This is a genomic window from Agromyces larvae (genome assembly GCF_022811705.1).
Lineage (GTDB): Bacteria > Actinomycetota > Actinomycetes > Actinomycetales > Microbacteriaceae > Agromyces > Agromyces larvae.
Map to the genome: position 1 here is coordinate 2,216,404 of NZ_CP094528.1, position 19,850 is coordinate 2,236,253.

Annotated in this window: 21 protein-coding genes and 1 tRNA gene; 7 read left to right on the top strand and 15 right to left on the bottom strand. The window is 71.1% G+C overall.

Going from position 1 to position 19,850, the window contains the following annotated elements; translation table 11 throughout:
* Nucleotides 1–3 precede the first annotated feature (3 nt).
* The 5 genes from MTO99_RS10790 to MTO99_RS10810 form a co-directional block, all read right to left on the bottom strand.
* Nucleotides 4–375: a hypothetical protein gene (locus MTO99_RS10790; RefSeq protein ID WP_243553613.1), complete on the bottom strand. Its 372-nt coding sequence runs from the start codon at nt 373–375 to the stop codon at nt 4–6.
* Nucleotides 372–1,676, bottom strand: coding sequence for a peptidoglycan-binding domain-containing protein (locus MTO99_RS10795; protein WP_243553614.1), 1,305 nt, complete (start codon nt 1,674–1,676; stop codon nt 372–374). The genes MTO99_RS10790 and MTO99_RS10795 overlap by 4 nt, the downstream gene beginning before the upstream one ends.
* Nucleotides 1,677–1,769: 93 nt before the next feature.
* Complete coding sequence (locus MTO99_RS10800) at nt 1,770–3,083, bottom strand: acyltransferase family protein (protein ID WP_243553615.1); 1,314 nt, start codon at nt 3,081–3,083, stop codon at nt 1,770–1,772.
* A gap of 49 nt (nt 3,084–3,132) precedes the next feature.
* On the bottom strand, nt 3,133–3,636 hold the full coding sequence (locus tag MTO99_RS10805; protein ID WP_243553616.1) for a MarR family winged helix-turn-helix transcriptional regulator: 504 nt from the start codon (nt 3,634–3,636) through the stop codon (nt 3,133–3,135).
* Between the two features lie 115 nt (nt 3,637–3,751).
* The gene (locus tag MTO99_RS10810; protein ID WP_243553617.1) at nt 3,752–4,300 is read right to left on the bottom strand and encodes a TetR/AcrR family transcriptional regulator; all 549 of its coding nucleotides are present in this window, start codon (nt 4,298–4,300) and stop codon (nt 3,752–3,754) included.
* 91 nt (nt 4,301–4,391) lie between these two features.
* Here MTO99_RS10810 and MTO99_RS10815 point away from each other — a divergent pair, with 91 nt between their 5' ends.
* Nucleotides 4,392–5,336 carry an SDR family NAD(P)-dependent oxidoreductase gene (locus MTO99_RS10815; RefSeq protein WP_243553618.1) on the top strand — a complete coding sequence of 315 codons (945 nt, stop codon included), beginning with the start codon at nt 4,392–4,394 and terminating at the stop codon, nt 5,334–5,336.
* Between the two features lie 172 nt (nt 5,337–5,508).
* Here MTO99_RS10815 and MTO99_RS10820 read toward each other — a convergent pair.
* Nucleotides 5,509–5,599, bottom strand: a tRNA-Ser gene (locus MTO99_RS10820).
* 122 nt (nt 5,600–5,721) lie between these two features.
* On the opposite strand from MTO99_RS10820, the gene radA reads away from it, so the two are divergent.
* Complete coding sequence (gene radA, locus MTO99_RS10825; protein ID WP_243553619.1) at nt 5,722–7,086, top strand: DNA repair protein RadA; 1,365 nt, start codon at nt 5,722–5,724, stop codon at nt 7,084–7,086.
* Nucleotides 7,087–7,308: 222 nt separating this feature from the next.
* Here radA and MTO99_RS10830 read toward each other — a convergent pair whose 3' ends face one another.
* Entirely contained in the window at nt 7,309–7,719 is a 411-nt protein-coding gene (locus MTO99_RS10830) for a dehydrogenase (protein WP_243553620.1), read from the bottom strand.
* A gap of 124 nt (nt 7,720–7,843) precedes the next feature.
* Here MTO99_RS10830 and MTO99_RS10835 point away from each other — a divergent pair, with 124 nt between their 5' ends.
* Entirely contained in the window at nt 7,844–8,641 is a 798-nt protein-coding gene (locus MTO99_RS10835) for a DUF8817 family protein (protein ID WP_243553621.1), read from the top strand.
* Between the two features lie 23 nt (nt 8,642–8,664).
* Here the strand turns inward: MTO99_RS10835 and MTO99_RS10840 are convergent, their stop codons facing one another.
* From MTO99_RS10840 to MTO99_RS10850, 3 genes are all read right to left on the bottom strand, one after another.
* Entirely contained in the window at nt 8,665–9,309 is a 645-nt protein-coding gene (locus tag MTO99_RS10840) for a hypothetical protein (protein ID WP_243553622.1), read from the bottom strand.
* Nucleotides 9,310–9,388: 79 nt separating this feature from the next.
* Complete coding sequence (locus MTO99_RS10845) at nt 9,389–9,892, bottom strand: amino-acid N-acetyltransferase (RefSeq protein WP_243553623.1); 504 nt, start codon at nt 9,890–9,892, stop codon at nt 9,389–9,391.
* A gap of 215 nt (nt 9,893–10,107) precedes the next feature.
* The gene (locus tag MTO99_RS10850) at nt 10,108–12,636 is read right to left on the bottom strand and encodes an ATP-dependent Clp protease ATP-binding subunit (protein WP_243553624.1); all 2,529 of its coding nucleotides are present in this window, start codon (nt 12,634–12,636) and stop codon (nt 10,108–10,110) included.
* 176 nt (nt 12,637–12,812) lie between these two features.
* Here MTO99_RS10850 and MTO99_RS10855 point away from each other — a divergent pair, with 176 nt between their 5' ends.
* From MTO99_RS10855 to MTO99_RS10865, 3 genes are read left to right on the top strand one after another with little or no spacing between them, the layout of a single operon-like run.
* Complete coding sequence (locus tag MTO99_RS10855) at nt 12,813–13,430, top strand: hypothetical protein (RefSeq protein ID WP_243553625.1); 618 nt, start codon at nt 12,813–12,815, stop codon at nt 13,428–13,430.
* Nucleotides 13,430–14,044: a hypothetical protein gene (locus MTO99_RS10860; RefSeq protein WP_243553626.1), complete on the top strand. Its 615-nt coding sequence runs from the start codon at nt 13,430–13,432 to the stop codon at nt 14,042–14,044. The genes MTO99_RS10855 and MTO99_RS10860 overlap by 1 nt, the downstream gene beginning before the upstream one ends.
* Nucleotides 14,044–14,286, top strand: coding sequence for a helix-turn-helix domain-containing protein (locus MTO99_RS10865; RefSeq protein ID WP_243553627.1), 243 nt, complete (start codon nt 14,044–14,046; stop codon nt 14,284–14,286). Before MTO99_RS10860 ends, MTO99_RS10865 begins: the two co-directional genes overlap by 1 nt.
* Here the strand turns inward: MTO99_RS10865 and MTO99_RS10870 are convergent.
* Entirely contained in the window at nt 14,279–14,743 is a 465-nt protein-coding gene (locus MTO99_RS10870; protein ID WP_243553628.1) for a hypothetical protein, read from the bottom strand. The two genes, MTO99_RS10865 and MTO99_RS10870, sit on opposite strands and share 8 nt — an antisense overlap.
* 153 nt (nt 14,744–14,896) lie before the next feature.
* Here MTO99_RS10870 and MTO99_RS10875 point away from each other — a divergent pair, with 153 nt between their 5' ends.
* On the top strand, nt 14,897–15,955 hold the full coding sequence (locus MTO99_RS10875; RefSeq protein ID WP_243553629.1) for a pirin family protein: 1,059 nt from the start codon (nt 14,897–14,899) through the stop codon (nt 15,953–15,955).
* A gap of 227 nt (nt 15,956–16,182) precedes the next feature.
* Here the strand turns inward: MTO99_RS10875 and cls are convergent, their stop codons facing one another.
* The 4 genes from cls to lysS form a co-directional block, all read right to left on the bottom strand.
* Nucleotides 16,183–17,658, bottom strand: coding sequence for a cardiolipin synthase (cls, locus tag MTO99_RS10880; RefSeq protein WP_243553630.1), 1,476 nt, complete (start codon nt 17,656–17,658; stop codon nt 16,183–16,185).
* 9 nt (nt 17,659–17,667) lie between these two features.
* The gene (locus MTO99_RS10885) at nt 17,668–17,847 is read right to left on the bottom strand and encodes a hypothetical protein (RefSeq protein WP_243553631.1); all 180 of its coding nucleotides are present in this window, start codon (nt 17,845–17,847) and stop codon (nt 17,668–17,670) included.
* A 189-nt stretch (nt 17,848–18,036) separates the two neighbouring features.
* On the bottom strand, nt 18,037–18,183 hold the full coding sequence (locus tag MTO99_RS10890; RefSeq protein WP_243553632.1) for a hypothetical protein: 147 nt from the start codon (nt 18,181–18,183) through the stop codon (nt 18,037–18,039).
* Nucleotides 18,184–18,235: 52 nt separating this feature from the next.
* On the bottom strand, nt 18,236–19,750 hold the full coding sequence (gene lysS / locus MTO99_RS10895; RefSeq protein ID WP_243553633.1) for a lysine--tRNA ligase: 1,515 nt from the start codon (nt 19,748–19,750) through the stop codon (nt 18,236–18,238).
* Nucleotides 19,751–19,850: the final 100 nt, after the last annotated feature.

The window sequence follows — 19,850 nt, forward strand, 5'->3', positions numbered from 1 at the left end:
CGCTCAGCCGACCCGCTCGACGCGGTACCCGGCCTGCTCGGCGGCGACCAGGAACGCGTCGAGATCGGATGCTCCGCGCAGGAGCGCGCCGAGTTCGCCCTCGGTCTCGGCGGTGTGGAACGTGGCCGTCGCGAACGGGTGCGTCACCGGCCCGGCGCCGGGCAGCGGCGGCGGCGCGGACGTGCTCACCAGGATGCCCGGCTCGCCGCGGAGCTCGAGCACGAGCCGGTCTCCCCGGAAGAGGCGGTAGCTGCGCGGGCCGGATGGCTCGGGCCGACCGGATGCCCCGGGCGAGCCCTGACCGGATGGCTCGGGCGAGCCCTGACCGGATGCCTCGGGCGAGCCCTGACCGGATGCCTCGGATGCCTCGGTCATGGCGTGCCTCCCGATGCGTAGACCTGCTGGAGCAGCGTGAACATGCCGGGGTCGTTCGCCTGGAGCCACCCCTGGTTGTATTTCGCGACCGTCGCGTCGGCGGTGCTGTACGGGTGCCCGAGGTACGCGGCGACGGAGTTCGCGAAGTACTCCTCTTTGTTCGCGGCAGAGTACCACGCGGGGTCGAGCCACAGGTCGGTCGCGGCGCCCGCGGGGGTGGTCTGCGTGATGGGTCCGCTCGCCGCCAGCCGTGCAGCGTGCAGGGCGGTCAGCTGGGTGACCTGCGCGGGCGTGAGTGCCGAGAACTGCAGCCCGTGACCGCCCTCGTGCGCGGCGAGGAATCCGGGGCCGTAGCTCGCGGCGGTGCCCGGCACCGACACCAGGTCCTCCTCGGCGATCGCCACGCGGCGCACCCCGTTCACCTCGGTCTGGATGCCGCGCACGTCGTCCCAGATGCGCCCGTCGAAGGTCTGGGTCCCGGCGAGGTGCGCATAGGGGGCGAGCTCGGTGAGCTTCCTGTCGTGCGGGATGACGTCGATCGTGATCGGGTCGGCCTCCATGCGGGTGCGGTTCTCGGGGGCGATGCCGCCGTAGAGTTCGAGCGCCTGCACCCGGGCCTGCGCGACGGCGGCGGGCGATGAGCCGTGGCCCTCGATCGTGCAGATGCCGTCGAGCGGGTCGGCCTCGGGCTCGGGCTCCGGGTCGGGCTCGGGTTCCGGCCCGGGGCCGGCGTCGAGACGACCCCACGTGATCGGCCCGACGATGCCGTCGACCCCGATCGCCTGCTGCGTCTGGAAGGCGCGCACCGCGGCATCCGTCAACGGTCCGAAGATGCCGTCGACGGCGAGCGGCGGCTCGGCGCCGCGCTCGTTCAGCTTCGTCTGGAGCTCGCCGACCGACGGCCCCACCGACCCGCGGCGCAGCATCGGCCGCTGCGGCGCGGCCGGGCCCTCGGCGCCCGCGCCGCCCGCACCCGCCCCGCCCGTCACGGGCCCGGTCGTCACGCCCGGCAGCTGCGTCGGCCCCGACTCGGGCGCCTGCCCGAGCGAACCGGGACCGGCCGGTTCCTCTTCGACGCTCTGGCGCGCGACGACGATGGCCGCGGTCGCCTGGTTGCCGGCGGTGCGCTGCAGTCGTTGCAGGACGGGGCGGGTCGCGGCATCCGTCATGGACGCCGCCGGTCGCAGACCGGCGCCCTCGTCCGCGGTGCGCGCCGATGCAGCCGCCGGCGACTCGCCGCGGAACTGCGGCGAACGTTCGACGTCGTCGTCGCGACCGGCCTCCACGAGCGTTCGGCCCATGCCCACAGGATGCTCCGCGACCGCCGCCGCGCCACGCGGCCGGGGCCCGACGCGCGGGCGACCATTCCTGCCCGATCGGGCACGCCGACCGGGTCAGACGGTCGCGTCTGCGACCCGCCGCGGCCGCAGCAGCAGCCGCGACGCGACCCCCAGCACGACGCCGGCGATCGCGATCTGCAGGTCGAGGAAGAACTCCATCACGAGGAACGGAGGGATGAACGCGCACACCGTCGCGGCCACGACGGCCGCCGCGCCCGGCCGGCGACGACCGTCGGGGATCGCGATCGACACCCGCTCGAAGCGCACCAGCCAGGTCGAGATACCGAGCACGATCGCACCGACCACCGCGAACACGACCGGACGGGTGAGCCACCACGCGACGCTCGCCGGCTCGGGCGCGGCGCCGGGGATGAGCAGCGTGAGCCCCATCACCGCGATGATCACCGGCAGGTGCCAGAGGTAGATCGTCATCGCCCGGCTGCCGACGAGGAACGCGACCGCCTGCACCGGGCGCAGGTGCATGAACGCGTCGAGCGGGCGGTGCAGCGCCGCGAGCAGCGCCGCCTGGGCGATGCCGAGCAGCATGAGCGGAACCGTGGGCGGGTTCAGGTTCACGAGCATGTCGGGGCTGTACCACCCCGCCGCGACGGGCGGCACCATGAGCAGCCAGGCACCGGCCGCGATCACCACGAGCGTCGGCGTGCGGCGTCGGAGGAACCATCCGTCGCGGTACCAGAACCCGAGCTGCTGCACGAAGAGCCAGACGAACAGCAGGTTCACGAGACCGATGTCGACGATGCCCGTCGCGATGCGCGCCGCGTCGACGACGACCGCACCCGCCGCGAGCACCGCCATCGTGGTGCGCGGGGCCCGCTCGTGCCATCGCGCCATGAGCGGCACGAGCGCCTGCGCGAGCAGGAACGCCGCGAGGAACCACAGCGGCGAACCGGTTCCGGTCGCCACGTAGGCGAGCATCACCGGGTCGACGCCGATGACCGTCGCGGCGCCGATGACCACCGCGAAGAACACGAACAGCGGCAGTGCCGGCGCCCCGAGTCGCAGCGCACGCCCGCGCACGAAGTCGACCCAGTCGCCGCCGCGGCGAACCAGGTTGCGCCACGAGACGAGCGCCGTGAATCCGCCCGCCACGAAGAACAGCGGCATGATCTGCCCGATCCAGGTGGCGGCCGCGAACCACGGCTGCGCTTCGAGCGGCCGGGACATCACGATCGCACCCGACTCGTCGAACCCCACGCCGATCATCAGCAGGTGGATGATCACCACCAGCACCACCGCGGTCACCCGCGCGAGATCGATGACGAGGTCGCGACCGGCGAGCGCGGCGGCGCGCGGGTCGGCGTGCGCGGCGGGGTCGGTCTCGCTCGGGCCGGTCTTGGATGGCGCCACGGGTCCTCCAGGTCGGGATGGATGCCGCATCGGGTGGGGTGGCCGCAGTCTAGTGACCGGATGCCGCGGTCGCGGCGATGATCCGCAGCGACGCGATGACCGTGGCCATCTGGTCGCGTGAGAGGCCCGAGAGCATCTCGGATTCGGCGCCGACCAGCGTGCGCATCGCAGCTTCGACCCGCTGCCGCCCCTCGGGCAGGACCGCGACGAGGCGGCTGCGCTGATCGTCGGGGTGCTCGGTGCGGGAGACGAGGCCGCGTGCGGCCAACCGATCGAGCCGGTACGTGATCGTGCCCGTCGCGGTGCGGGTCGTCTTCGCGAGTTCCGACGGCGTCATCGAGCCGTCGCCCGGGGCCTTGCGCAACGCCGAGAGGATGTCGAACTCCCACACCCGCAGGCCGGCGGCGGCGAACGCCGCCTCGCGGGCGCGGTGCAGGTCGATCGCGACGCGGCGCAGCCGCGACATGACGTCGAGCGGCGTGAGATCGAGGTCGGGCAGGATCTCGGCCCACGCGTCGATGATCGCGTCGACGTCGTCGTCCGCTTGCGCCATGCCTGCTCCCTCCCGCCCGATGCGACCTGTCCAGTCTCTCGCAGACGACGCCGGTACGGCGGACGCCGGGCGGGATGCGCCCGCGGAGCGCCGGTCGCTCCCGCCTCGGTGCCGATCATTCCGAGGCTGCGTCGGCCCTCAGCCCCGCGAGTGCGACGTCGATGTAGAAGTCCCGGTCGTCGGTCGACCCGATGCGCACCGCGTACTCGAGCCCGCACACGAGATGCTGCAGGCGGGCGGAGGTGAGGCCGGGCCGCACGACGCCGGCTCGGCGGGCGTGATCGAGGATCGTCGCGAACCGCGCGAACACCTCGCGCCTGGCGGCGCGCGTCTCGTCACCGGCGTCGTCGGCGAGCAGCACGGCTCGGAGTCCGTCGTCTTCGAGCTGGAGTGCCACCGCCCCTCGGACCAGCCCTTCCAGCGCGCGGGCGGGGTCGGGTTCCGCCTCGGCTTCGCGGGCGAGGTCGCGCAGGCGCTGCAGCGAGTCGGCCGCGAGCGCCTCGATCAGCGACTGCACGGTCGGGAAGTGCCGATAGACCGTGCCCACGCCGACGCCCGCCTCCCGCGCGAGATCGTTGAGCCGAAGCGCGTCCACGTCGCGGCCGCGAGCGGTCTCGAGAATGCGGGTTCGGCTGCGGGCCGCGTCGGAGCGGAGCTGGGTCATCCGATCAGTCTTGCACACGAAGCGGATAGCTCATCCGATTCCGTGCTAGCTTGATTCGGATACTTCATCCGTTTCAATCCTGGAGGCACCCATGAACTGGGATCCCACCCGTCTTCCCGACCAGTCCGACCGAACCTTCGTCGTCACCGGCGCGACCGCCGGCATCGGATACTTCGCCGCCGAGCAGCTCGCTGCTGCGGGCGCGCACGTCGTCCTCGCGGGCCGTTCAGCCGCGAAGCTCGAGACGGCGCGCGCCGCGATCTCGGGCCAGGTGCCGGATGCCACGACCTCGGCCGTCGTCGTGGACCTCGCGTCGCTCGCATCCGTCGACCGGGCCGCCGCCGAACTCGCGACGCTGCCCCGCCTCGACGGCATCCTGCTCAACGGCGGCGCCATGGACCTGCGCCGCGGAGCCACGACGGCCGACGGGCTGCCGGAACTGCTCGGCACCCATGTCGTCGCGAACGTCGCGCTGCTGGCCGGCGTGCTTCCCACGCTCGTCGCGTCCGGCGAGACGCACGGGCAGTCGCGCATCGTTCACACGTCGACCGGGTTCGTCGGCCGGTTCCGCGTGTCGATCGACGACGCATCGGCGGGCGAGCGCACCGGCGTGCGCGAGTACACCAAAGCGAAGGCGATCACCGAAGTGCTCGCCTTCGAGTTGGACCGGCGGCTGCGCCGCGCGGGCACGCCGGTCGCGTCGCTCGTGGCACGCCCGGGCATCGGCGTCGACGCGCGCACCCCACGGCGACCGGGCATCCGCGACGAACACACCCCCTCCCGCCGCAACCCGTTCACGCCCTTCGCGCAGGGCAAAGACACCGCGGCGTGGTCGGCGGTGCGCGCGCTCACCGACCCCGCGGCGACCGGCGGGGAATACTACGGCCCGACCGGGTCGATGCGCGGGCTTCCCGTGCCGGTGACGCCCGCGGATCTCACCGCGAAGGCCGATGCCGCGCTCGTGGCGAGCCTGTGGAATCAGATCGAGGCGCTCGCACGAGTCACGCTGCCGGTCGGCGTGCGAACCGGCGGCTGAACGGGAACCCCGGCCGGCGATGAACTCGGCCGCGTCACCATCGTCGATGCCGCCACCTGCGGTGCGACGGCCTCCGGCCGAAGCGCTCTCGCTGCGACCCCGCCGCTCCCCCGAGCGCACGACGAAACCCCCGCAGATCCCAGTGTTTCCATGGGATCTGCGGGGGTTCGGATGGCGGTGACGGTGGGATTTGAACCCACGGTAGGGGGTTACCCTACACAACTTTTCGAGAGTTGCACCTTCGGCCGCTCGGACACGTCACCGGGATCGAGTGTAGACGGCGGCGGCGGCTCGGCCAAATCGTCGCACGCGGTCCGGTTCGGCGACGCAGCGGGACACGCAGGTCGCGGCATCCGATGTCGGTGGCGCGCAGTAGTCTCGCCGCATGGCTCGCCCCTCACCGACCTTCCGCTGCTCCGAGTGCGGGTGGTCGACCATCAAATGGGTCGGTCGGTGCGGCGAATGCCAGCAGTGGGGCACGGTCGCCGAAACGGGCGCCGCCGCGGCGCCCGCGCGCATGCCGACCGCGATCATTCCCGCCGGCGATCGACGCGCGCGGCCGATCGCCGAGGTCGAGGTCGAGCACACCGCGCACCGACCGACCGGCATCGGCGAGTTCGACCGGGTGCTCGGCGGCGGTCTGGTCGCGGGTGCGGCCATCCTGCTGTCGGGCGAGCCCGGGGTCGGCAAGTCCACGCTGCTGCTCGAGGTCGCCGCGCGGGTCGCTTCGGCCGGGCGGCGCGTGCTCTATGTCAGCGCCGAGGAGTCGGCGGCGCAGGTGCGCCTGCGTGCCGGCCGCACCGGTGCACTCACGCCCGAGCTGTACCTCGCGAGCGAGACCGACCTGGCCACGGTGCTCGGCCACGTCGACGAGGTCGGCCCCGACCTGCTCATCGTCGACTCGGTGCAGACGGTCGCGAGTTCGCTCTCCGACGGGCTGCCCGGCCAGCCGAGCCAGGTGCGCGAGGTCGCGTCCACCCTCATCCGGCTCGCGAAAGAACGGCAACTGCCGGTGCTGCTCGTCGGGCACGTCACGAAGGACGGCGCGATCGCCGGCCCGCGCCTGCTCGAACACCTCGTCGACGTGGTGTGCCAGTTCGAGGGCGACCGGCAGACCTCGCTGCGGTTCGTCCGGGCGCTGAAGAACCGGTTCGGTCCCACCGACGAAGTGGGCTGCTTCGAGATGGCCGGCGACGGCATCGCCGAGGTTCCCGACCCGTCGGGGCTGTTCCTCAGCCGTTCGCGCACCGCGGTCAGCGGCACCTGCGTCACGGTCGCGCTCGAGGGCCGGCGGGCGCTGCCGGTCGAGGTGCAGGCGCTCGTCGTCGAGACGAAGGCACCGCAGCCCCGGCGCGTCGTGAACGGCGTCGACCCGTCACGGGTCGCGATGATCCTCGCGGTGCTCGAACGACGCGCAGGGCTGCGACGCATCGGCGAACACGACGTCTACGTGTCGACGGTCGGCGGGGTACGTCTCATCGAGCCCGCCGCCGACCTCGCGATCGCGATCGCCATCGCCTCGGCGGTACGCGACCGCGCCGTGCCGCACGAACTCGCCGCGTTCGGCGAGATCAGCCTCGCCGGCGAGATCCGCCCCGTCACCGCGGCGAAGCAGCGCGGCGCCGAGGCGCGACGGCTCGGCTACACCCGCCTGCTCGACGTCGAGTCGGGCAGCGTGCACGCCGCCGTCGAGCAGGCGATGCGCGCCTCGGTCACCACGCGCGAACGCGAACTCGACGCGGCGTTCTGAGCGGGCCATCCCCCCGCGCTGCGCCGCCGTGCGATCCGCCCCGAGCCACCCGTTCTGCGCCACGTCGCCGCCCTCCGCGCGGCCCCGAGCCACCCGTTCTGCGCCACTTCGGCGCCCTCCGCGCCAGCCAAGATGGCGCAGGGCGCGGCGAACTGGCGCAGAGCCGGAAGGAGGAGCGCGACCGCCGGGCGGACGGCGCAAACGCCACCACCACCGAGACGGCTACGCCTCGAGCGCGCGCAACAGCTCGCTCGGCGACGCCTGCATCGGGTGCGGCCCCGCGATGTCGAGGAACACCGTGGTGATCGTCGACTCGTACCGTTTCAGGAAGGTCCGCAGCCACGCGGGGCTCTGCAGGCCGACGGCAGGCGGCAGGTTCGCGGGCTTGTTCGCCGCATCACTGAACAGCAGCAGCGCGACCTCGCCCGTGTTCTGGTCGCGGTAGGTCCACACTTCGCCGCCGTCGAGGGGGTTGTCGCGCGGCCCCGGCTTGATGAGCGGCACGACGGTGTTGCCGTGGCGCAGTGCGAGCGCGACCGCCGCCATGTCCTGCTTCCCGAGCGCCTCGGCGAGTGCTTGCGAGCGGAACTCGAGGGGCTGCTGCTGCGGCTTCTTGCGCGCCTTGCCTGCCATCCGTCCAGCGTAGCGAGCGTGAAGATGCCACGGCGGCCGCGGTCGATCCCACTGCCCGGCGGGGTCGCGCGGCGGCGGAGTTCGGGCGGTCGCGAACCGTCGGGCGGTGGCATAGCGTGAGACGATGACGAATCCGATCGAAGACGGCTTCACGCGCGCGGCGGCAGCCGCGACCATGGTGCCGATGCTTCCCTGCGGCGACGTCGACGAGCTGGTCGCATTCTGGACCGAGCTCGGGCTCGAGCTCACCTACCGGCAGCTGCGTCCGAACCCGTACGTCGCGCTCCGAGCCGGCGCCATCGACCTGCACTACTACGGGATGCCCGGCTGGGACCCGGAGGCGAGCCACTCGACCTGCGCCGTCGCGGTGCCCGACCCCAGGCCGCTCCACGACCGGTTCCGCGAAGGTCTGCGTGCCCGCTACGGGCGAGTACCGCTCAGCGGGTTCCCCCGCATCACCAGGCCGCGCGAACGCGCGAACAACGGCGGCCTCAGCGGCTTCAGCCTGATCGACCCGGCCGGCAACTGGATCCGGGTGACGCGAGCGGCCGAGTCACCCGTGCGGGCGGGCGACCATGACACCACATCGTGGACGACGTCCGCGGCAACCCCGCTCGCGCGGGCCGTCGAGAACGCGGTCGTGGTGGGCGACTCGCACGGCGACGCTCAGCAAGGGCGGAAGATCCTGGTCGGCGCACTCCGGCGCCATGGGGATGCGCTCCCGGCCGATCGGGCGCGTGCGCTCGCGTACCTGGTCGAGCTGGCCCTGCGGCTGCACGATACGGATGCCGCGCATCGCGCGCTCGCCGATCTCGAGAGCATGCCGGCCGACGGCGACGGCGTCGTCCATGCGGCCCTCAGGGAGGCACGGGAGACGCTGGCACAGGCCGTCGCGGCTGAGGACGCAGGCTCGCGGGCCTGAGGCGGGCGCCGACCGGCCGGCGCTCAGAACAGCATGAACTGCTTGCTCGACTCCGACTCGATGCCGGCGACGCTCACTTCGAGATGGTACGAGGCGCCTCCGGCGGGCACCGCTTCTCGCGCCTGTTCGCAGGTGTCGGGGCTCGAACGGGTGCGGTCCCAGATGATCGGCACGGCGGAGCTGATCGGGGTGCCGGGAGCGAGCAGCACCTCGGCGTCCACGGGCTCGGTCTGGCAGTCGGTCGAGGTCCAGTACTGCTCCTCGCCGCTGCGGATCGTGAAGACCTGCGCGCTCGTGCCCGCGTTGATCACGCAGGCGTTCTTGCCGGTGTTCGTGATCGTGACCGACAGCTGCGGCTGCTGGTCGGCAGCGTATTCGGTGCCATCGGTGACCGCCTCGACGAGGACCTGGTCTGGCTTGCAGGGGTCGCCGTCGGCCGCGGTCGGCTCGGTGGGGATCGCGGTGGCCGGCTCCGTCGAGACGGGGGGTTCCGTCTCCCCCGCGGACTTCCCGTCGGTCGAGGCCGGCTCACCCTGACTCGCGCCGGGCCGCACGACGATCAGCACGATCGCGATGATGACGGCCACGAGGCCGAGCAGCACGAGCAGTCGCCGACGACGGTAGACCGCGGGCGACACCTTGCCCTGCGAGGTGCGATTCGTCGACATGTGCACAGGGTACGTCTCCGGCGCCCCGGCCCCGCGCCGCGCGCCCGGCGTGCCGGAGCGCGGCGGTTCCCCGCTCGTGCTACAGCACTTTCAGCATCCGGGTGTTGCCGAGGGTGTTCTGCTTGACCCGCGCGAGGTCGAGGAACTCCGCGACGCCCTCGTCGTGCGAGCGCACCAGTTCGGCGTAGACCTCGGGGTCGACGGTCTCGTCGCCCATGTCCTCGAACCCGTTGCGCCCGAAGAACGCGACTTCGAAGGTCAGGCAGAACAGGCGGGTGAGTCCGAGCTCGCGCGCGTCCGCCTCCAGGACCGTGAGCAGCGCGTGCCCGACCCCGCGGCCGAGCCACGGATCGGCGACGGCGAGTGTGCGCACCTCGCCCAGGTCTTCCCACATCACGTGCAGCCCCCCGCAGCCGATGACCTCGCCGTCGGCGGTCTCGGCGACGCGGAACTCCTGCACCGCGCCGTAGAGGTCGACGCGCTCCTTGCCGAGCAGGATGCGTCGGGTGACGAGCGGCTCCACGAGGGCGAGGATCGAGGGGATGTCGCTCGTGCGCGCCCGGCGCACCGTGAAGTCGGCCATCCGCCCATCGTAGAGCCGCGCGCGAGCCCCGTCGGCCCGACCCCACCTGTACGCAATTCAGGAGCGCGTGCGGCGTGTCGCGTGCAGACCCGGCGTGTCGCGGCCGCGACACGCCTCCGCTCCTGAATTGCGTTCCGGGGTGGGGCGGGGCGCGCGGGAGACGACGAGGGGCGGATGCCACGTGGCATCCGCCCCTCGTGTCGCTGGGGTCGCGCTTACGAGCCCGTGCCGGCCGCCAGGTCGGGGGTCGCCTGGCCGGTGCCGAGCGCGGCGCCGGTGTTGACGCCGATGCCGACGGGCAGCGCTCGCTGCGACGTGGTGAACACGAACTCGCCATCGCGGAAGTCGACGTGCACGTGGTCGCCCGAGTTGAGCTCGCCGTGCAGGATCTTCTCGCTCAGCCGGTCTTCGACCTCGTGCTGCACCGCACGGCGCAGCGGCCGGGCGCCGAGCGCCGGGTCGAACCCGACCTCGATGAGCCGCTCCTTCGCCGCAGTCGTCAGGTCGACCGTCATGTCGCGGTCGAGCATGCGCTCGGCGAGCCGCTTGATGAACAGGTCGACGATCTGGAGCAGTTCGGCCTTCGAGAGCTGCGGGAACACGATGATCTCGTCGACGCGGTTCAGGAACTCGGGCTTGAAGTGCTTCTTGAGCTCTTCGTTCACCTTCGCGCGCATGAGGTCGTACCCGGTGCGCGGGTCGCCCTCGATCTGGAAGCCGACCGGCCCGCCCGAGATGTCCTTCGTGCCGAGGTTCGTGGTCATGATGATCACGGTGTTCTTGAAGTCGACCACGCGGCCCTGGCCGTCGGTCAGGCGGCCCTCCTCCAGGATCTGCAGGAGCGAGTTGAAGATGTCGGGGTGCGCCTTCTCGATCTCGTCGAACAGCACGACGCTGAACGGCTTGCGCCGCACCTTCTCGGTGAGCTGGCCGCCCTCTTCGAAGCCGACGAACCCGGGAGGCGCGCCGAACAGTCGGGAGACGGTGTGCTTCTCGCCGTACTCGCTCATGTCGAGCGAGATCATCGCGGCCTCGTCGTCGAAGAGGAATTCGGCGAGCGCCTTGGCGAGCTCGGTCTTGCCGACGCCCGTGGGGCCGGCGAAGATGAACGACCCCGAGGGGCGCTTCGGGTCCTTGAGCCCGGCGCGGGTGCGTCGAATCGTCTTCGAGAGGGCGGAGATCGCCTCCTCCTGGCCGATGACGCGCTCGTGCAGCGCCTTCTCCATGAAGACGAGCCGGCTCGACTCCTCTTCGGTGAGCTTGAAGACGGGGATGCCGGTCGCCTGAGCGAGCACTTCGGCGATCAGGCCCTCGTCGACGACCGCGGTGGTGGTGACGTCGCCCGACTTCCACTGCTTCTCGAGGCGCAGCCGCTCGCCGAGGAGGTTCTTCTCCTCGTCGCGCAGACCCGCGGCCTTCTCGAAGTCCTGGTCTTCGATCGCGGTCTCCTTCGCGGCGCGCACGACGGCGATCTTCTCGTCGAACTCGCGCAGCTCGGGCGGGCTCGACAGGATCGACAGGCGCAGGCGCGCGCCGGCCTCGTCGATCAGGTCGATCGCCTTGTCGGGCAGGAAGCGGTCGCTGATGTAGCGGTCGGCGAGGTTCGCCGCGGCGACGATGGCGCCGTCGGTGATGGACACCTTGTGGTGCGCCTCGTAGCGGTCGCGCAGGCCCTTCAGGATGTTGATGGCGTGCGGCAGGCTCGGCTCGGCGACCTGGATCGGCTGGAACCGGCGCTCGAGCGCGGCGTCCTTCTCGAAGTGCTTGCGGTACTCGTCGAGGGTGGTCGCGCCGATGGTCTGCAGCTCGCCGCGGGCGAGCAGCGGCTTCAGGATGGATGCCGCGTCGATCGCGCCCTCGGCGGCCCCCGCACCCACGAGGGTGTGGATCTCGTCGATGAAGACGATGATGTCGCCGCGCGTGCGGATCTCTTTCGTGACCTTCTTCAGGCGCTCTTCGAAGTCGCCGCGGTAGCGGGACCCGGCGATGAGCGACCCGAGGTCGAGCGAGTAGAGCTGCTTGTCTTTCAGCGTCTCGGGCACCTCGCCCTTGACGATCGCCTGCGCGAGCCCCTCGACGACGGCGGTCTTGCCGACGCCGGGCTCGCCGATGAGCACCGGGTTGTTCTTGGAGCGGCGCGACAGGATCTGCATGACGCGCTCGATCTCCTTCTCGCGCCCGATCACGGGGTCGAGCTTGCCCTCGCGTGCGGCCTGCGTGAGGTTGCGGCCGAACTGGTCGAGGATCTGCGAGCCGCCCTGAGCCTGCTGCTGCTCGTTCGCACCGACCTGCACCTGCTCCTTGCCCTGGTAGCCCGAGAGCAGCTGGATGACCTGCTGGCGCACGCGGTTGAGGTCGGCGCCGAGCTTGACGAGCACCTGGGCGGCGACGCCCTCGCCCTCGCGGATGAGTCCGAGCAGGATGTGCTCGGTGCCGATGTAGTTGTGGCCGAGCTGCAGCGCTTCGCGCAGCGAGAGCTCGAGCACCTTCTTGGCGCGCGGCGTGAAGGGGATGTGCCCGGTGGGCGGCTGCTGGCCCTGGCCGATGATGTCCTGCACCTGCTCGCGCACCGCGTCGAGCGAGATCCCGAGCGACTCGAGCGCCTTCGCGGCCACGCCCTCACCCTCGTGGATGAGGCCGAGCAGGATGTGCTCGGTGCCGATGTAGTTGTGGTTCAGCATCTTGGCCTCTTCTTGGGCCAGGACGACGACACGACGGGCTCGGTCGGTGAATCTCTCGAACATGCTCAACTCCTCACGACCCCGGTGCGGACGGGGCGTCGTTACCAACGAGCGTAAGCGTCCCGGCTCCGAGATTCGCCGGTGTTCGCCGTGGGCGCACCGCGGGTTGCGCGCGGCGACGAGCATCGCTACCGTATCGATCATCGTTATTATCGATTTTCGATATGGAAGGTGATCGGATGTCCCAGAGCACGAATCCCGCCAGGCTGCGGCCGAGCGACCAGGCGGGCATGTTCCTCACGATCGTGATCGCGGTGATTGCGATCGCCGCGACCGCGTGGCTCGCGATCTCGCGGCTCGTCGAAGTGCTGCCCGGGCGCGACGTGCCGGTGCTCGTACCGTTCGTCAGCGAGGCGTCGACCCTGCCCATCGGGCCCGACGGGGCATCCGTCGAGGTCGCCGTCGCGCAGGCCGTCGTGACCGTTCCCTCCCCGGCCGTCGCGACGCAGTTCGCGCTCGTGGCCGAGCCGATCGTCGTCGGGTGCTCGATCATCGCCGCGATCGTGCTGCTCGGTCTGCTCGCGTGGAACCTCGCCCGCGGCCGCGCCTTCACGCGCGCGAACACGCGCATCATCTGGTGGGGATCCGCGGTGCTCACCGGCGGCTGGGTGTTCGGCACCCTCTTCCAGACGATGGGCGTGAACGGAGCCCTCTCGGCGGTGAGCGAGCACACCTACGACGGGGTGCTCTTCTCCACGAACTGGGCGCCCTTCTTCGCGGTGCTCACCCTCGCCGTCATCGGCGCCGCGTTCCAGATCGGCGAGCGCCTGCAGCACGATACCGACGGGCTCATCTGATGGCGACGACCACAACCCGGCGAGCGCTCGGCCTCGCCGAGAAGACGATCCTCGGACTCATCGCGGGAGGAGCAGCGGCGATCGGTGCCGTGACGGTCGTGCTCGTCGCACTGCAGCTCGCAGAACTCGCCGGCGGAGCCGAGACCACGCTCTTCGACGTCGTGCTCGTCGAACCGGTACCTGTCGACGTCGACTCACCGGCGGTCGTCGCCGCCACGTCGGACACCGCGACGGTCACGGTTCAGGGTCTGCCCGCCACCGCGCGCGCCGCCCTGATGGCCGCCGCCGTGGCCGGTTCGCTCGTCTCGATCGGCATCTGCGCCGTGCTGACGTGGCTGTGCGTGCGTGTGTTCGTCGGCAAGCCGTTCGTACGCTCTGCGACCTGGGGCATCGGCATCGTCGCGGTCCTGGTGATCGTCTCGGCCCTCGCGGGGCCGCTGTTCACCGGCATCGCACACGCGGAAGCGGCCGACACGCTCGGGCTCGACGGGGTCGCCGCATTCATGGTCGTGTTCGACGTTGCACCGGTCGGATGGGCATTCGCCCTCGTCGTGGTCGCCTCGGCCTTCGAGATCGGGCAACGTCTGCAGCACGAGACCGAGGGGCTCGTCTGATGGCTCCCGCCGAACCCGACGACGGGCACGACATCCACTGCCGGCTCGACGAACTGCTCGCCGCCCGCGGCATGACCCTGGCGCGGCTCAGCGAACTCGTCGGCGTGAGCGTGGTGAACCTCAGCGTGCTGAAGAACGACCGGGCACGAGCCATCCGGTTCTCCACGCTCCAGGCGATCTGCGACGCGCTGGGCTGCGAAGTCGGCGACCTGCTGGTGCGCCGGCCCCGGTCGGCTACTTGACCGGAACGGTGACCTCGGTGTCGGCCACCTGCACGGTGAGCTCTTCGGTCGTGGTGATGTTCATCGGCGTCCAGAACACGGTGGTGTGCGGCACGAGGTCGGCCGTGCAGGCGCCGTCGCGGTACTCCTTCAGCGAGATGGCGACCGTGTTGCCCTCGCCCTTGGGTGCGACGACCGAGATCCGCTCGCCGATCGGCGCGCAGGTCGACGAACCCCACACCGTGACGGCGATCTTGCCGCCCAGCTCGAGCCACATCGCGACCGGCTGGCCGTCGCCGCCTTCCTGCTCGGCCGTCTCGATGGTGCCCTCCTCGCCCACCACCGCGTGCTCGACCGTGGGCAGCCCCGAGAAGTGCTCGACCGACGACGTGCCGGGCGCGCAGGCGGAGAGCAGGAACACGGACGTGAGCGCGGCCGCCGCGAGCACGACGCGGCGGACGGAGGTCGAGGATGCCATGCCGACATCGTAGCCCGTCGCACCTCCGCAACGGGGTCGCTCGTGGCCGCTTCGGACCGCTCGAAGCGACCACGAGCGACCCCGGCGGGGGTCGCCCGGCATCCCGAGGCGGGCGCGTGGGGCGTGCCGCGCGGCAGGCGTAGCATGCCGAGCATGAGCAACCTCGAGCGCGATCCCACCGAACTGCTCAGCTCGCCCGACGAGTCCAGCGGCCCGCGCGTGCACGTGCTCGCGCCGCGCGAGGTGCCCCTCGGCGGGCCGCGGGCGATGCACGTGCGACGTACGCTGCCCCAGCGGGGTCGCACGACCATCGGCGCGTGGTGCTTCATCGATCACTACGGGCCCGACGATGTGGCCGAGACCGGCGGCATGGTCGTGCCGCCGCACCCGCACACGGGGTTGCAGACCGTGAGCTGGCTCTTCGAGGGCGAGATCGAGCACCGCGACTCGGCCGGCAACCACGCGTTCGTGCGCCCCGGCGAGGTGAACCTGATGACCGCGGGGCAGGGCATCTCGCACTCCGAGGTCTCGACCCCGCAGACCGCGCGGTTGCACGGCGTGCAGCTCTGGGTCGCGCTGCCCGACGCCGCCCGCGACGCCCTCCCCTTCTTCGAGCACGCGCAAACGACGCCCGTGCAGGTCGACGATGCATCCGTTCGCGTGTTCGTGGGCTCGCTGCCGTACCTCGAGCGCGATGGAGGCACCGCCGTGACCGTCTTCTCGCCGCTCGTGGCCGCCGAGATCGAGCTTCCCGCCGGGGGCGAGGCGTGGATCGACCTCGACCCGGCGTTCGAGCACGGCCTGCTCGTCGACCGCGGTCCGGTGCATCTCACCGTGCCGCCCGTCGAGGGCGAGGCGGACGACACGCCCGACGGCGCCGACCCGCTCGCGGTCGCCGGGCACGCGACGACGCTCGCGTGGAGCGAGCTCGGGCTGCTCCCCGAGGGTCACGAGGGAGTTCGGCTTCGGGCGACGGATGCTCCGGTGCGCGTGCTGCTCGTCGGCGGCGCGCCGTTCGGCGAGCAGCTGGTGATGTGGTGGAACTTCATCGGGCGCAGTCACGAGGAGGTCGAGGAGTTCCGCCGACAGTGGCAGTCCGAGGTGATCGCGGGCGGCGACGCGCACGGGCGGTTCGGCACCGTCGAAGGCTACGACGGAGCACCGCTGCCTGCCCCCGAACTGCCGACGGTCCGCCTGCGCCCTCGGTCGTGAGCCCCCTGAGCCCGTCCGCTCCCTGAGCCCGCCCCGCTCCCTGAGCCCGTCGAAGGGAGCCCCCCGCCCCGCTCCCTGAGCCCGCCCGCTCCCTGAGCCCGTCCGCTCCCTGAGCCCGTCGAAGGGAGCCCCCCGCCCCGCTCCCAAAGCCCCCCGCCCCCAGAGCCGTCGAACCGAACGCCATCCGGGCAGCGGCCCCGCTTCGACGGGCTCAGCGAGCGATCGGGCTACTGCAGCGCGCTGGTGAGCCGCGCCAGGTTGTCGAGCACCGTCGAGCGGAGCGGCTGGGTGAGCCACTCGTCGAGGGTGAGCTCGCGGCTCTCCCGACGGTAGCCGGCCTCGACCTCGCGCATCTCGCGCACGAACGAGGCGCCGCGCACGAGCAGCGACACCTCCATGTTCAGTTCGAACGAGCGGATGTCCATGTTGCTCGACCCGATCACCGCGACGTCGTCGTCGATCGTGAAGTGCTTGGCGTGCAGGATGTACGGTGCGCGGTACATGTAGATCTTCACGCCCGACCGCAGCAGCGCCTCGTAGTACGACCGTTGCGCGTGGTAGACGAGCGCCTGGTCGCCGATCTCGGACACGAACAGTTCGACGTGGACGCCCCGCTGGGTCGCGCCGCTGATCGCGTACAGCATCGCCTCGTCGGGCACGAAGTACGGGCTGGTGATGATGATCTGCTCGCGCGCCGCGTACAGCAGGGCGAGGAACAGTTTCAGGTTGTTCTCGGTCGAGTACCCCGGCCCCGACGGCACGACCTGGCAGTCCAGGTCCTGCGCCGCGCCCTCCTGCTCGAACGCGTTCACGAACTCGTCGCGGTGCGGCACCTCGTCGGTCTCGAGGTACCAGTCGGTGGCGAAGATCGCGTCGAGCCCCGACACGATCGGGCCTTCGACGCGGACGACGAGCTCCTTCCACTTGAGCCCGCGCCGCTGGTTCGACTTCTTGTTGTAGCTGCGATCGATGACGTTCTGCGAACCCATGAAGGCGACCTCGCTGTCGACGACGAGGATCTTGCGGTGGTTGCGCAGGTCGGGCCGCTGGTACTTGCCCTTGAGCGGCTGCACCGGCAGCATGAGCCGCCACTCGACGCCCAGCTCGGTGAGCCGCCGCAGTGTCTGCCGGTAGCCCTTCACCCGGAAGGAGGCGACGTGGTCGAGCAGCACCCGCACCTCGACGCCTCGGGCGGCGGCCTCGCCGAGGGCGTCGAAGAAGTCCTCGGTGGTGCGGTCGAGCGCGAAGATGTAGAACTCGGCGTGCACGTAGCGCTCGGCACCGCGGATCGCCGCGGCCATGTCGGCGAGCGACGCCTCGTAGTCGCCGATCAGGCTCGCGCTGTTCGATCCGATGAGCGGCATCGCGCCCAGGTTGCGGTTCAGCTGCACGACGCCCTCGAACCAGCCGGGCCATGAGCTCGAGTCGCTGACCCGCTCGACGCCGTGCGTGGAGTCGAGGATGTACCGACTGACCTCGGCCTGCTTGGCGCGCCTGGCCTTCGGCAGCTTCGGGTCGCCGATGAGCCAGAAGATGAGGATGCCGGGGATGGGCAGGAAGAAGATCGCCAGCAGCCAGGCCATGCCGGCGGTGGGCCGCCGGTTGGGCGGGACGATGATGACGGCGATGACGCGGATGACGATGTCGACGAGGATGATCGCGATGGCGATGAACGCCGCGAGGTCCCACCCGGATTCCCCCATGCAGGGATGCTAGCCCGCGGGTCGTTCGCGTGATGAGCGGCGCGCTCGCTCCTCGGCCTCGACCTTGGCGTACGCCTCGCGCTCGGTGCGGTCGGCGCGGATCAACGCGCGCATCACGAACCAGAAGATGAGCCCGATCAGCACGGTCGGTGCGAGCGACCAGATCGCGTTGGCCCAGAAATCGTCCATAGTCACCTCAGCCTAGACCGGATGCCTCGGAGCGCGCTGGACGGAGCCGCTTCGACAGGCTCAGCGAGCCGACAAGCTCCCTGAGCTTGTCGAAGGGAGCCCGTCGAAGCTCCCTGAGCTTGTCGAAGGGAGCCGCTTCGGGAGCCGCTTCGGGAGCCGCTTCGACAGGCTCAGCGAGCCAACCCCGGCTCAGCCGCCGGTGACGATGCCCCACACGCCCGAACCGATGAGGTACAGGCCGATCGCCCCCACGATGATCCAGATCGCGATGCGGGTCGGGCTCGGCTTCCTGGGGTCGCGGGGCTCGAGCTCTTCCTTGGGGAGGTAGTCGTTCATGCGGGGTATCCGTTCACTGCGAGGCATCCGTCGATGCGGAGCATCCGATCGCTCACTTGACCAGCGGGAAGAGGATGGTCTCGCGGATCCCGAGGCCCGTGATCGCCATGAGCAGCCGGTCGATGCCCATGCCCATGCCGCCCGAGGGCGGCATGCCGAACTCGAGCGCGCGCAGGAACTCCTCGTCGAGGCGCATCGCCTCTGGGTCGCCGCCGGCGGCGAGCTTGGCCTGCTCGACGAACCGCTCGCGCTGCACGACCGGGTCGACCAGTTCGGAGTACCCGGTCGCGAGCTCGAAGCCGCGAATGTAGAGGTCCCACTTCTCGACCACGCCGGGGATGCTGCGGTGCCAGCGCACGAGCGGGGAGGTGTCGAGCGGGAAGTCCATCACGAACGTCGGCGCGACCAGGTGGGCCTTCACGTGGTGCTCCCAGAGCTCCTCGACGTACTTGCCCGGCAGCGGGTGGTCGACCTCGATGCCGGCCGCGTCGGCCAGCTCCTTCAGGCGCGCCATCGGCGTCTCGGGCGTGATCTGCTCGCCGACCGCTTCGCTCAGCGAGTCGTACATCGAGATGCGCGCCCAGTCGCCGCCGAGGTCGTACTCGGTGCCGTCGGCCCAGGCGACCACGTGCGAGCCCGACACCGCGACCGCGGCGTCCTGGATGAGCTGCTGGGTGAGGTCGGCGATGCCGTGGTAGTCGGTGTACGCCTGGTACGCCTCGAGCATCGCGAACTCGGGCGAGTGGGTCGAGTCGGCGCCCTCGTTGCGGAAGTTGCGGTTGATCTCGAAGACCCGCTCGATGCCGCCGACGACGGCGCGCTTCAGGTACAGCTCGGGCGCGATGCGCAGGTACAGCTCGGTGTCGAACGCGTTCGAGTGCGTCACGAACGGGCGGGCGGATGCCCCGCCGTGCATGACCTGCAGCATCGGGGTCTCGACCTCGATGAAGCCGCGGCCCGCGAAGGTGGCGCGCAGGCTGGCGTTGACCTTGGCGCGGTCGAGGACGTTGCGCCGGGCCTGCTCGCGCGCGATGAGGTCGAGGTAGCGGCTGCGCACGCGGGTCTCTTCGCTGAGCTCGTTGTGCAGGTTCGGCAGCGGTAGCACGGCCTTGGCCGCGATGCGCCACTCGCTCACCATGATCGACAGCTCGCCGCGGCGGCTCGTGATCACCTCGCCCTCGACGAACACGTGGTCGCCGAGGTCGACGAGCTCCTTCCACGCCTTCAGCGACTCCTCGCCCACCGAGGCGAGCGAGACCATGGCCTGGATGCGGCTGCCGTCGCCCGACTGCAGGGTCGCGAAGCACAGCTTGCCGGTGTTGCGCGAGAACACGACCCGGCCGGCGAGTCCGACGCGCTCGCCCGACTGCTCGTCGACGCCGAGGCCGATGAACCGGTCGCGCACCTCGGGGATCGTCGCCGTGACGGGCAGGCTCACCGGGTACGCGCCGCCGCCGAGCTCGGCGCCGTCGTTCAGCCGGTCGCGCTTCGCGAGCCGCACGGCCTTCTGTTCCGAGATCTCCTCGGCGGTGGGCTCGGTGGCGGCGTCGATCTGCGTGTCGGCCATGGCTCTCTCTCGTGCGGGTGGAACGGGGTGCGTGGACCGGATGCGCGGCACAGGCGGCGTGGAACCGGCGTCTCAAGCCTACCGGCGCAGCCCGGGGCAT

What these genes read in the sequence shown, in the direction of transcription:
- MTO99_RS10790 (WP_243553613.1), bottom strand. Translation starts at nt 375, where the DNA reads ATGACCGAGGCATCCGAGGCATCCGGTCAGGGCTCGCCCGAGGCATCC.
- MTO99_RS10795 (WP_243553614.1), bottom strand. Translation starts at nt 1,676, where the DNA reads ATGGGCCGAACGCTCGTGGAGGCCGGTCGCGACGACGACGTCGAACGT.
- MTO99_RS10805 (WP_243553616.1), bottom strand. Translation starts at nt 3,636, where the DNA reads ATGGCGCAAGCGGACGACGACGTCGACGCGATCATCGACGCGTGGGCC.
- MTO99_RS10810 (WP_243553617.1), bottom strand. Translation starts at nt 4,300, where the DNA reads ATGACCCAGCTCCGCTCCGACGCGGCCCGCAGCCGAACCCGCATTCTC.
- MTO99_RS10815 (WP_243553618.1), top strand. Translation starts at nt 4,392, where the DNA reads ATGAACTGGGATCCCACCCGTCTTCCCGACCAGTCCGACCGAACCTTC.
- radA (WP_243553619.1), top strand. Translation starts at nt 5,722, where the DNA reads ATGGCTCGCCCCTCACCGACCTTCCGCTGCTCCGAGTGCGGGTGGTCG.
- MTO99_RS10830 (WP_243553620.1), bottom strand. Translation starts at nt 7,719, where the DNA reads ATGGCAGGCAAGGCGCGCAAGAAGCCGCAGCAGCAGCCCCTCGAGTTC.
- MTO99_RS10835 (WP_243553621.1), top strand. Translation starts at nt 7,844, where the DNA reads ATGACGAATCCGATCGAAGACGGCTTCACGCGCGCGGCGGCAGCCGCG.
- MTO99_RS10840 (WP_243553622.1), bottom strand. Translation starts at nt 9,309, where the DNA reads ATGTCGACGAATCGCACCTCGCAGGGCAAGGTGTCGCCCGCGGTCTAC.
- MTO99_RS10845 (WP_243553623.1), bottom strand. Translation starts at nt 9,892, where the DNA reads ATGGCCGACTTCACGGTGCGCCGGGCGCGCACGAGCGACATCCCCTCG.
- MTO99_RS10850 (WP_243553624.1), bottom strand. Translation starts at nt 12,636, where the DNA reads ATGTTCGAGAGATTCACCGACCGAGCCCGTCGTGTCGTCGTCCTGGCC.
- MTO99_RS10855 (WP_243553625.1), top strand. Translation starts at nt 12,813, where the DNA reads ATGTCCCAGAGCACGAATCCCGCCAGGCTGCGGCCGAGCGACCAGGCG.
- MTO99_RS10860 (WP_243553626.1), top strand. Translation starts at nt 13,430, where the DNA reads ATGGCGACGACCACAACCCGGCGAGCGCTCGGCCTCGCCGAGAAGACG.
- MTO99_RS10865 (WP_243553627.1), top strand. Translation starts at nt 14,044, where the DNA reads ATGGCTCCCGCCGAACCCGACGACGGGCACGACATCCACTGCCGGCTC.
- MTO99_RS10870 (WP_243553628.1), bottom strand. Translation starts at nt 14,743, where the DNA reads ATGGCATCCTCGACCTCCGTCCGCCGCGTCGTGCTCGCGGCGGCCGCG.
- MTO99_RS10875 (WP_243553629.1), top strand. Translation starts at nt 14,897, where the DNA reads ATGAGCAACCTCGAGCGCGATCCCACCGAACTGCTCAGCTCGCCCGAC.
- cls (WP_243553630.1), bottom strand. Translation starts at nt 17,658, where the DNA reads ATGGGGGAATCCGGGTGGGACCTCGCGGCGTTCATCGCCATCGCGATC.
- MTO99_RS10885 (WP_243553631.1), bottom strand. Translation starts at nt 17,847, where the DNA reads ATGGACGATTTCTGGGCCAACGCGATCTGGTCGCTCGCACCGACCGTG.
- MTO99_RS10890 (WP_243553632.1), bottom strand. Translation starts at nt 18,183, where the DNA reads ATGAACGACTACCTCCCCAAGGAAGAGCTCGAGCCCCGCGACCCCAGG.
- lysS (WP_243553633.1), bottom strand. Translation starts at nt 19,750, where the DNA reads ATGGCCGACACGCAGATCGACGCCGCCACCGAGCCCACCGCCGAGGAG.